The organism is Thiohalocapsa marina (assembly GCF_008632335.1).
In the GTDB taxonomy this organism is placed as follows: domain Bacteria; phylum Pseudomonadota; class Gammaproteobacteria; order Chromatiales; family Chromatiaceae; genus Thiohalocapsa; species Thiohalocapsa marina.
On sequence record NZ_VWXX01000008.1, the window covers coordinates 108,517 to 118,407 of the forward strand.

The 9,891-nt window shown below is 69.0% G+C and carries 6 protein-coding genes; 1 reads left to right on the forward strand and 5 read right to left on the reverse strand.

Annotated features, from left to right (window positions below):
• A complete protein-coding gene (locus F2Q65_RS08245; protein WP_150092279.1) occupies nt 1-1,062 on the forward strand; it encodes an ABC transporter permease in 1,062 nt (353 codons plus the stop codon).
• A gap of 40 nt (nt 1,063-1,102) precedes the next feature.
• Here F2Q65_RS08245 and F2Q65_RS08250 read toward each other — a convergent pair whose 3' ends face one another.
• The 5 genes from F2Q65_RS08250 to F2Q65_RS08270 all read right to left on the reverse strand — a co-directional run bounded on the left by F2Q65_RS08250 (nt 1,103) and on the right by F2Q65_RS08270 (nt 9,789).
• On the reverse strand, nt 1,103-2,041 hold the full coding sequence (locus tag F2Q65_RS08250) for a lysylphosphatidylglycerol synthase transmembrane domain-containing protein (RefSeq protein WP_246156063.1): 939 nt from the start codon (nt 2,039-2,041) through the stop codon (nt 1,103-1,105).
• 47 nt (nt 2,042-2,088) lie between these two features.
• Nucleotides 2,089-3,081 (reverse strand): lysophospholipid acyltransferase family protein, encoded by a 993-nt coding sequence (locus tag F2Q65_RS08255; RefSeq protein WP_246156064.1) that lies wholly within the window; start codon nt 3,079-3,081, stop codon nt 2,089-2,091.
• Nucleotides 3,082-3,090: 9 nt separating this feature from the next.
• Nucleotides 3,091-6,837, reverse strand: a complete 3,747-nt coding sequence (locus tag F2Q65_RS08260; RefSeq protein ID WP_150092283.1) for a translocation/assembly module TamB domain-containing protein — start codon at nt 6,835-6,837, stop codon at nt 3,091-3,093.
• Between the two features lie 8 nt (nt 6,838-6,845).
• Nucleotides 6,846-8,693 carry an autotransporter assembly complex protein TamA gene (locus F2Q65_RS08265; protein ID WP_246156065.1) on the reverse strand — a complete coding sequence of 616 codons (1,848 nt, stop codon included), beginning with the start codon at nt 8,691-8,693 and terminating at the stop codon, nt 6,846-6,848.
• A 229-nt stretch (nt 8,694-8,922) separates the two neighbouring features.
• Nucleotides 8,923-9,789: an ion transporter gene (locus tag F2Q65_RS08270; protein ID WP_150092285.1), complete on the reverse strand. Its 867-nt coding sequence runs from the start codon at nt 9,787-9,789 to the stop codon at nt 8,923-8,925.
• Nucleotides 9,790-9,891: the final 102 nt, after the last annotated feature.

A 9,891-nucleotide genomic window follows, 5' to 3' on the forward strand; every position in this document is an offset into this window, starting at 1 on the left:
ATGTGGTCGCGCATCCTGGCCGTCTTCACCGCCCGCAACCGCGAGTTCTACCGCGACAGCGCCGGGCTGACCTGGAACATCCTGATGCCGGTGATGATGATCCTCGCCTTCGCCTTCATCTTCGGCGGGGCGCCGCGAGACCTGCTCAAGGTGGCCGTGGTCGGGCAGGCGACCTCGCTGTCGCAGCAGGCCCTGCTGGATACCCCGCACATCACCATCGTCCCCGTCGAAGCCACCGACGCGGCGCTGGCTGCGGCCGTCGGCAAGGTGCAGCGCCATCAGCTCGACCTGCTGCTGGATCCCGCCAATGGCGGCACCTACTGGGTCAACCCGGACTCTCCCACCGGCGTGCTCGCGGAGCGGCTGCTGCTCGGCGCAGAGGCCATGGCGCGAACGGCCCGGCAGCAGACGCCGGACCAGGCGCCGAACATGGGGCCAGAGCGGCGGGTGGCGAGCGGTGAGGCCCTGACCTATGCCGACTGGGTGTTGCCCGGCGTACTGGCCATGAACGTCATGTTCTCCAGCCTCTGGGGTGTCGGCTGGGTGGTGGTGCGCTACCGCAAGAACGGCGTGCTGCGCCGGCTCAAGGCAACACCGCTGCGGCCGTTCGAATTCCTGACCGCACAGGTGCTGTCACGCCTGCTGGTGGTCCTGGGCGCAAGCACGTTTGTGTATTTTGCCGCCACGCTGATCCTGGACTTCCCCATGCGCGGCTCCCTGGTGGCGCTGCTGCTGGTCTACACCGCCGGGGCGCTGTGCATGATCAGCCTCGGTCTCACCGTGGCCGCCCGGCTGCGCACCGAAGAGCTGGCGGACGGTCTGCTCAACCTGCTGTCCTGGCCCATGCTGCTGCTCTCCGGCGTCTGGTTCTCGATGGAAGGCACCACCGCCGCCGCCCGCCTGCTGTCCGAGCTGATGCCGCTGACCCACCTGGTGAACGCCGCCCGGGCCATCATGCTCGATGGGGCCGGCGTCATCGACGTGCTGCCCCAGATCGGTCTGCTCCTGGCCTTGGCCGGGGTGCTGCTGACGGTGGCCGCGCGGCTGTTCCGGTGGGAATGATGCCCTTGGCACGACACCTTTGGATTGACGCCGCGGCCACTCAGGATCCGTTTTCCGCACTGCTCCCGGTCTGAATCTGGGTTCGGATCGGTATCAGCAGGGCCAGCCCGCCGAGCACCAGCGTGGTTCCGAGCAGGAACAGGTGCAGATTGACCGCCCCGCCCAAGGCGTCGGCGGCACTGATGCCGAAGGGCAGCATGGCCGCCACCGTGGCCAGTTCATAGGACCCGGCGCCGGCGATGCCGTGAAACGGCAACACGGTGGACAGCTCCGCACCGATGACTCCCGCCAGCACCTTCCAGAAGTCCACCGCGACGAAGTGGCCCAGCACGGCGGCAAACGCCACCAGCTTCAGCGACCAGATCGCCGCCGTCCAGAGATAGAGGCGGCCGATGGAGCGCGGCTCCGCCGGTCCGGCCCCGGCGATGACGCTGGCGATGCGCCACAGCCGCCCGTGGCTGACGCTGGTCCGGCTGAACACCAGCACCAGCCGGCCGGCCACCGGCAGCAACACAATCCATGCCAGCGCCGCCAGCACCCAGAGCCAGGCCGGGTCCCGCAGCCACAGGATCAGCCAGCCCACCAGCCCCAGGAAGTGCAGGTCCAGCAACCGGATCCACAGCAGCGATGCGCCGGCGGCGAGAAAGCCGTGGCCGAAATAGCGGCGCATCAACCACGGAAACAGCAGCTCCCCCGCCCGCATGGGCAGCAGATTGTTGGCCGTGTTGTGCAGCACAGACAGGCGCAGCACCGCGCTGAAGCGCCCGCGCAGCAGGCTGCCGAAGAAGTCGTACACCCGTACGGCCCGCAGCCAGTAACTCAGCGCCGTCAGCGCGAAGGCCGTGAACAGCACCCAGGGGGACAGCGTTGTCCAGGGCACCAGCAATGCCCGCCAGCCGACGCCCTTCTGCACCGCGATGACCAGCCCCAGCAGCAGCGCCCCGCCGATCAGCCAGTCACGCGGCCGCCCCAGCCCCATGCCGGACCTGCTCGGGCCCGGGCTCCGAAAAAGGCCAGGGCCCGGCATCAGACCCGCGCCCGGCGACGCTTGCACCGCTGTCGGCGGGCATCGCGCGCATACACCGGCGGCGCGCCCTCGGGCCGGGTCTTGAACCGGCGGTGGACCCAGAAATACTGGGCCGGCATGTCGCGCAGGCGCGCCTCGATCACCTGATTCATCCGCGTCGTGTCCTGCAGCGTGTCGCCACTCGGAAAGTCTGTCAGCGGCGGATCGAAGATCAGCTCCAGCCCGCGCCCGTCCGGCAGAAAGCGGGCGAAGGTGGGAATGACCACCGCGTCGGCCAGACGCGCGATGCGACCCAGGGTCGGCACCGTCGCCGCCGGCAGCCCGCAGAAGGGCACGAAGACACCGCGCCGCCGGCCGGGATCCTGGTCCGGCAGATAGAAGAACGGCGTGCCCCGCTTCATCTCGCGGACCAGCCGGCGCAGATCGTCCTGGCGCTCCACCGGCATGCTGCCGAAGCGGGTCCGGCCGTGCTTGACCTGGGCGTCGATCACCGGGTTGCGGATGCGCTGGTACATGTACATGCCCGGATGCACCAGGGCCGTGAACGCGGTGCCGCCCAGTTCCAGGCCGAGAAAATGCGGCACCAGCACGATCACCGGGCGCCCTTCGGCAATGCAGCGATCGATGAATGCCCGGTTGCGGATGCTGACGATGCCCCGCAACCGCTCCGGCGTGGCGCCCCAGCTCAGCCCCTGACAGACGGCGGCGACCCCGAGCCAGCGGAAGTGCTCCCGCAACAGCCGCTCCCGCGCGGCGGCGTCCAGCTCCGGCAGGCAGATCCCCAGGTTGGTCCGCGCCACCCGCCGGCGGCCCGGCAGCACAAGGTAGCCGATGCGGCCCAGACCACTGCCCAGCCGCACCTGCCAGCGGAAAGGCAGGCGCGCCAGCAGCCGGAACAGACCGACCGCCACCCAGGCCGGCCAGTGTCGCGGGCCGCGCGGCGGCGGCGTCATGCCCGATGCAGACGGGCTTTCGGTTTTCGCGGCGCTCATCCGCCCCGGTCAACGCTCGAACTTGTAGAACACATCCACGCCCTGGCTATCCCCGGTCTCGGTCTGCACCTCGATGTGCTTGTTCAGGTCATAGCGCAGCTTGACCGTATCGGCCTGCTCGGCGAGGCTGGTCTCGTATTCCATGAACAGCTTCGGCGCGATGTAGGTTCCCACCGACAGGGAACGGTTGGTGGCCTCGCCATTGCGCTTCGGTGGCACACCGGTGACCAGATAGCTGGTCACCTCCGCCTGGGTCAGGTCGGGGTCAGACTCGGAAAAGAAGGCGAGTTTCGGATTGCGCAGCGTACCCAGCACCCGAACCCCGGCGGTGATGTCGCCCCCCTGACGCTGGGCGTTCAGAATCAGCCCCGGGTTGTCGAGGGGCGTCTTGGCGAACACCACGATGCCCTGCTCGATGGTCAGCGGCTTGCCGACGCTGGTGAGCAGCCCCGCGCCTGGAATGGGGACCCGGTAGGTTCCGTCGATGACCTCCAGCTGGCCGTCTCCGATCAGGTCGCGGTTCGGCTCCCGGATCACCCGCAGCTCGCCGCGAAGCTTGCCGCGCAGCCCGAAGGCCTCCACCAGCACCTGATCGCCCAGCCGGGCAAGCAGGTCCACATGAAACGGCATCGCCTCCTGCTGCGTGGCCGTGGATTCCAGCACCACGTCCGCCGACGGCGTGATCGCCCCGGACGGGATGCTGCGCGGCATGATGCGCGCCTCGGGCACTGTGATCTCGCCCTTCAACGCGCCTCCCCCGGGCCCGAACCCCAGCTCCAGGGCGGTGGAAACGACGGCGAAGTACTCCTTGCTGTTCGCCACGGTCATGTTGTCGCCACTGATATCGACGCGCAGCTGCACGCCCTGATCGCCGCCGCTGGCGCTGCCGTCGATCCGCAGCTGCCCGCCACCCACCAGCGCCGAGCCCTGCAGATCGGCATCGGCGATGCCGCGACTGACGGCGGTCAGGTTCGCCTGCGACAGCTCGAACCCGTACAGCGGCACCTTGAAACCAACCTCTCGCACGGCCAGCCGGCCCCGCACATCAGGCCGCGCCAGGGTGCCGAACAGCTCCGCATCCAGGTCGATAGTTCCAGTGAAGCCGTCGATGTCCGGCAGCAGGCCGGATACCCGCGACAGGTCCGTCAGCCGCAACTCGATGCCACCGCCCAGGCGCTGGGACGCCCCGCCCGTGAGCCGGAAGCCCGGCAGCGACAGCGTGCCGTTCAGGCGCCCCAGGCCCGGAACGCCAAGTCCGAGAACGCCTTCAAGGGCCTTGTCGCCGGCGCGGACGTCCAGCCGCGCGCCGGAAAAGACCAGTGTCTCGGTGTGCTCGGGCAACACCAGCTGCAGCTCGCCAGTGGGCGTCTCCAGCCGCGCACTGCCGTCTAGCACGCCCCCCGCAGTGCGGAACCGGGCCTCCGCGCGCAGCTGTCCCTGCACCACCGTCTGGGTGGGTAACAGCGGCCGCAGCAGGCCGAGGTCGATTCGCGGCACATCCAGATCCGCCTCGACGCTGTCCGGCCGCGGCTGCCGGACGCTGACGCACCCGCCGGAATCGCGACCATCGGCGATGCACAGCGGGCCGGCGGAGACCTGCCCCGCCGCCAACGCGAAGGGCGCTGGCCGTTGCAGCCGCCAGTCGCCGAACGACGGCGTGTCCAGCGTCAGCTGGGTCAGGCTGCCGGAGTAGTCGCCGCCATCCGCCAGTCCGCCCACCGCCGCCAGGGTCAGGGACAAGGGCTCGCCGAGCAAGCGCAGATCGAGCCGATGGGCGGAAAGCCGACCATTGCCGGTGAGGTTGAGGCTGGCGAAGCGCTGGTCTCCGGCCACCAGATCCGTGCCGACGACGGCGACCCGCAGGATGGCATCGGGTTCCAGCCCCAGTTCGGCATTGCCGCTCAGGCGGGCGATGCCATTACCGGCCAGTTCCGCGCCCTCCGCATCCAGCGTCAGCGCTACCTGCGGGGCGTCGGGGCTGCCACCGATGCGCCCGTGCGTTGCCAGGCGACCCCTGGCATCCGGCAGCAGGCTGCCGAGGTCCGGGGAGTTGAAATCGAACTGCAGGTCCAGGTCCTCGTCCGGCCCCAGCCCGCCGCGTCCCGACGCGGTGAGCCGGGTGGGCCCGGAGCTGGCCTGCAGCTGCCGCAGCTCGAACGCGGCGCCCGCCAGCCGCACGTCGGCCTCCACCGCCACCGGATAGTCGCGCAGGCGCCCGCCGAAGTCGCGCACCCGCGCCTCCAGCTCCGGACCCTCCTCGGTCAGCCGACCGGTGGTCTCCAGCCGCCCGCCGAGCTGTCCCGGCCAGTCCGCCGCCAGCCCACCTGGATCGATGGCCGCCGCCACCAGCGCCAGGTCCCAGTCCACCGTTGGCGCCCAGCCGGCCTGGCCTTCGACAACGACGCTGCCCCCCAGCGTGTTCAGGGTTGCCGAGCGGATCCGGGTCCGCTCGGTGTCACCCGTGCCTTTGAGCAGCAGCCGGGCCGCAGGCAACTGCGCGCCGCCCAGATCGGCCTCCACGGCATAGCGGTAATCCGCCGGCGAGCCCCGAAGATCGAGCGTGCCCGACGGCGACTCGGCCAGGGCATCATCCCGCAGCGGCCAGCGCAGTCTCTCCCAGGTTCCGGCAAGGGCAAAGTCGGGCGCGGCGCCGCCCAGATCCAGGCTGCCGGTCAGCTGCACGGTGGCGCCTGAGCCGGTCTCGTCGAGCCGCAGCCGCCGAACCTCCAGCACCGGCTCTGCCCAGGCCAGATCCAGTTCCGCCGCGAGCTGGCCGGCGTCCGGCAGCTCGGGGACATCGCCGCTCAGGGTGCCCGTCAGGCGTGCCTGGCGCAGATCGCCGCTGGTGGCCAGGCGCGCGTCGAGATTGACCGGCGGCGCATCGGCGACGAGCTGCGGCAGGTCCAGCCGCCGCAGGTGAATGTCGCCCTCCCAGGCCGGCGCGTCCAGCACCGAGCGCACGCGTGCATCCAGCGTCAGGTCGATCGATCCCGTCACCTGATGCTGCACGGTCAGCTCCTGCAGATCGCCACCCACCTGGCCCTGGCCCCGCACCTGCAGGGCCGGATCCTGGGCGAACTCCCAGTCCAGATCGAGCGCCACCGGATACGCGCCGCTAAGACGCACCTCGCCGCCAAGATCCGCCCGCGCCCGCGGCTGTGTCAGCACCACCCGCAATTGCCGGATCTGCAGCAGGTCGGCGGAGCCGGCGGCGGACAACTCCGCCCGCGCCAGAACGATCGCCGACTCCGGCGCCGCGTCGCGCTGGCTGAAGCGGAAGTGTTCGATCAGGACATTGGCGAGTTCCAGTTCGAGCGGCAGGCGGATCTGCGGCAGCTGGAACGGCTCGGCCGCCTCGTCATCCGCCGAGGGCGCCGTCTGCAGATCCACATCCCGCGCCGCGAGCTGTGTGACCTCGAGCCGGCCCGCCAGCAGGGCGCCCGGATTCCAGTCCAGGCGCAGCTGCGCCGCGGACAGCGTCAGGGCCGGCAGATCCAGCCGCAGGCCGGTGACCTCGAGCGCGCCGAGCAGGCGGCCATTCACCCGTTCGATCGCGACCATCCCCGGGGCCAGATCCTCGGCCAGCGCCGCCACGGCGCGCAATCCGCTCTGGGTTCCGAGCACCAGCCCGAGCAGCAACAGGACCAGCAGCAGCAGCGACAGCAGCAGGCGCCAGAAAAGCCCGAACAGCCCGATGCGGCGAGCGCCGCGGGAAGACCCGGACCCGGCAGGTTGCACCGGCGCTGGCGCGGTCACCGGAGCACTCACAGGTCAGGTCCCAGCCCGACATGGAGCCGGACGCCGGCCGGGTCCTTGGTCAGGGCGTAGGCAAAATCCACCCGCACCGGCCCGATCGGCGTGTGGTAGCGAAGGCCGAGACCGGCGCTCTGCTCCCAGTCCGAGGTCAGATCCGGATCGAAGGCGTTGCCGAAGTCGGTAAACACGGCCCCGCCCCAGTTGCCGCTGATGCGGCGCTCCAGCTCCAGACCGGCGACGGCCAGATAGCGGCCGCCGATGACCTGCCCCAGGTCGTCCTTCGGGCCGAGCACGTCCAGTCCCCAGCCGCGCAGACTGTTGTCGCCGCCGGCGAAAAAGCGCTGGCTGGCCGGAACGTCGTCGATGTCGCTGGCCAGGATCGCGCCCAGGTCGGCCCGGGTGATGAAGCGGAAATCGTCGCCGAAGCTCTTGATCAGCTTGTAGCTGACGGAGCCGCTGAGCCAGCTGGTCTGCGCCAGCACGCCCTCGGCGGTGCCCTGAACCATGTACTTCAGCCGGAAGCCATTGCGCGTGTTGATGGGATCATCGGCATCCACCCTGGACCAGGACAGGTGCGGCACCAGGCCGTTGAAGCTCTCGTCGTTGGTATCGGACACCTCGTAGCTCTCGTAGCGGTAGTCCAGGCCGATGCTGCGCCGCCAGCCGCCATCGGTCAGCACCGACTGCGCCACGGTCAGCTTGAACAGGTCGCCCACCCGGGTGGCGGTGTCGTAGGAATAGATCTCCGGGCGGATCAACACATAGTCCCGCACCGGGTCGCGAAAGGGAATGCGGTATTCGGCCATGAACGACTGGATGGGCTGCGAAACCTCGATTTCGCTTTTCAGGATGTGGCCGCGCCGACCGATGTAGCGGCGGCGATAGTCCAGGCTCAGCCGCGGGCCGACATCGGTGGCGAAACCGAGACCGATGCGGTACTTGTTGGCCTTGTTGCGGTGCGCGACCACCTCGATCGGCACCGTTCGCTGTGCGTCCGTCTGCTCGCGCAGCGGCACGATCTCCACGCTGCCGTAGTATTCCATGCCGAGCAGCCGGCCCTGCAGCTCCAGCAGGCGGTCGGCATCGTAGATGACGCCCGGCTCGAACGGGACGAATTTCTGCAGGTAGCTGTCATCGAACAGGTCCTGCCGGAAGCGGACCGCGCCCAGGCGGTACTGCGGGCCGGTATCCACATGAAACTCGACGAACGCCTGATAGGCCTCAGGGTCGACCAGCACCTGGTGCCGGGTCAGCACCGCATCGAGATAGCCCTCCGCCGACGCAGCCCGCGTGATATCGCCCTTGGCGCTCTCGTACTGCGAGTGCAGCAGCACCTGGCCGACCTGCATCGGAAACCGCTCCGGGAACGCGGGGTTGTCCGCGCCCTCGCCGGTCACCTGGTAATCGATCTCGGCGATCTTCACCGGCGCCCCCGGGTCGATCGCATAGCGCGCGATCCAGGCGCCGCCGCTGCTGGCGGGTTCCGTCAGGCTGTCCTGCACCACCACCCGGTACAGCCCGAACGGCGCCAGCGCCTCGGCGATCTGCTCCGGCGCCCGCCGATGCAGCGCCTGTAGCCGTTGCACGGTCAGATCCGCGTCCTTGCGCTGCTGATAGATACCCAGCAACGCGAGCACGTTCTTCTCCCGCTCGCCCGTCACCCCGCTGACCTTTACCTCCAGCGCGAGGGCCGCGGCAAGGCCCGGCATGCCGACGCCGATGACGAGCAGCCCGCTCATCAGCACGGCCGGCAACCGCAACGGCCCGCGTTTCGCGCGACGCGGCTTCACGGGCCGGGGTGAACCCGCGGTGGCGGGGGATTCGAACACGAAGAGCCCGAGCGGCATGGGACGCATGACATGGCAAAGAACCCTGGCAATCCTGGCAATCCTGGCAATCCTGGCAAAGTGATGGCTATCGAGGAAGCAGCCCGGCTGGCAGCTAAATGATAAAACAAAATCCGCGCCATGCGGCCTGGAGTTCGCGTAGATTAGGTTCAGCGGCCCGGGGGCCCTTGAACCTGGAGCGATCCGGAAACGGCGTTTTCGGCTTCCATGCCGAGTTCCGGGCGTGGCGCCCCCGCCCTCAGGGCCTCGCGCCGCGCTCCTCCACGCCGCCCACACCCCCGTCGCCGGCGGCGCCGATGGACGGCAGCGATGCCTTGAGGTCCGCCAGTTCCCGCCGCAGGGCCGTCATTTCGGCCAGGACCCTGGCGGTGTCGTCATGCATCGCGCCCTCGATCTGCGCACGCTCGGCCTGGTGCTCACCCTCGTGCATGGTCTGCATGGTATCGACGATGATGCCGATGAACAGATTCAGCATGGTGAAGGTGGCAATCAGGATGAACGGGATGAAGAACAGCCAGGCGTAGGGATAGGCCTCCATCACCGGTCGCACGATGCCCATGGACCAGCTCTCCAGCGTCATCACCTGGAACAGGGTGTACATGGACGCACCGACGCTGCCGAACCAGTCCGGGAAGCGCTCGCCGAACAGGCTGGTGGACATGACCGCGAAGACATAGAACAGCAGCAGCATCAGCGCGCCGATGGACGAGATGCCCGGCACGGCCTTCAGCAACGCCTCCACCACGAACCGCAAGCGCGGGACCGTCGAGATCAGTCGCAGCACACGCAACACGCGCAGCGCGCGCAGCACAGCCAGGGGACCGCTGGCCGGCACCAGGGCGATGCCGACGACGACGAAGTCGAACACATTCCATGCGCTGCGGAAGAAGCCCAGCCGGAAAGCGAACAGCTTGGCCGCGATCTCCAGCACGAACACCGCCAGCACCACGCGGTCGAACCAGGTCAGCAGCTCGCCGTATCCGGCCATGACCCGATCCGAGGTCTCCAGACCAAGGGTGATGGCATTGATGACGATCAGGGCAATGATGGCCCGCTGGATCGGTGCCGATTCGATCCAGCCGCCGACGCGCTCACGAATTCCCATGCTGATGCTGTCCTCTATCAACGCTTAGGCACGATTCAGAAATAACCTACACGGATGCACGGTAGGGCGGATAAGCGAAGCGCATCCGCCACAGGCCACAAC

What these genes read in the sequence shown, in the direction of transcription:
- F2Q65_RS08255 (WP_246156064.1), bottom strand. Translation starts at nt 3,081, where the DNA reads ATGAGCGCCGCGAAAACCGAAAGCCCGTCTGCATCGGGCATGACGCCG.
- F2Q65_RS08250 (WP_246156063.1), bottom strand. Translation starts at nt 2,041, where the DNA reads ATGGGGCTGGGGCGGCCGCGTGACTGGCTGATCGGCGGGGCGCTGCTG.
- F2Q65_RS08265 (WP_246156065.1), bottom strand. Translation starts at nt 8,693, where the DNA reads ATGCGTCCCATGCCGCTCGGGCTCTTCGTGTTCGAATCCCCCGCCACC.
- F2Q65_RS08270 (WP_150092285.1), bottom strand. Translation starts at nt 9,789, where the DNA reads ATGGGAATTCGTGAGCGCGTCGGCGGCTGGATCGAATCGGCACCGATC.
- F2Q65_RS08245 (WP_150092279.1), top strand. Translation starts at nt 1, where the DNA reads ATGTGGTCGCGCATCCTGGCCGTCTTCACCGCCCGCAACCGCGAGTTC.